Genomic DNA, 469 nt, shown 5'->3' with positions numbered 1-469 from the left:
CCTTGCTCGAAGATAAGATTGATGTGTGTACTTTGATGCAACCGATTGAAGATAGCTTTGATTGTATCCCAGTATGCGATTATCCCATTATGATGGTGGCACACCGACAGCATATGGGCCATACCATCAAACAAGTGACTTTAAAATCCTTAAAAAATGCGTCGTTGATGTTGTTTGCGTCCCATTCGTCATTTACCTCAATGATTGTCGAAGAATGCCAAAAACTCGGCTTTGAACCCAATATCGTTTGCCATACCAACCAATGGCAACTACTGACAACCTTGTTGAAAAAAAACATGGGGGTGACGCTACTGCCCAAATATTATACCGATAAGCTCGATGACAAACAGCTGGTTTGCCTGCCGCTTGTCCAGCCTAATTTGACTTGGCAAATGGTGATGGCATGGCGAAAACACCGACCACTGACCCCAGCCATGCAAGCTTGGCTAAACATAGTACAGCGCCAAGC

At 44.6% G+C, this 469-nt stretch carries 1 protein-coding gene; it reads left to right on the top strand.

Going from position 1 to position 469, the window contains the following annotated elements:
* Nucleotides 1–35 precede the first annotated feature (35 nt).
* Nucleotides 36–469: LysR substrate-binding domain-containing protein (locus J1781_RS00420; RefSeq protein WP_217233024.1), on the top strand; the 434-nt coding region annotated here is incomplete at its 3' end.

The organism is Rahnella perminowiae, from assembly GCF_019049695.1.
In the GTDB taxonomy this organism is placed as follows: Bacteria; Pseudomonadota; Gammaproteobacteria; order Enterobacterales; family Enterobacteriaceae; genus Rahnella; species Rahnella perminowiae.
Note: the sequence above shows the minus strand (reverse complement) of the source record. Positions and strands in the feature narration are given on the sequence as shown.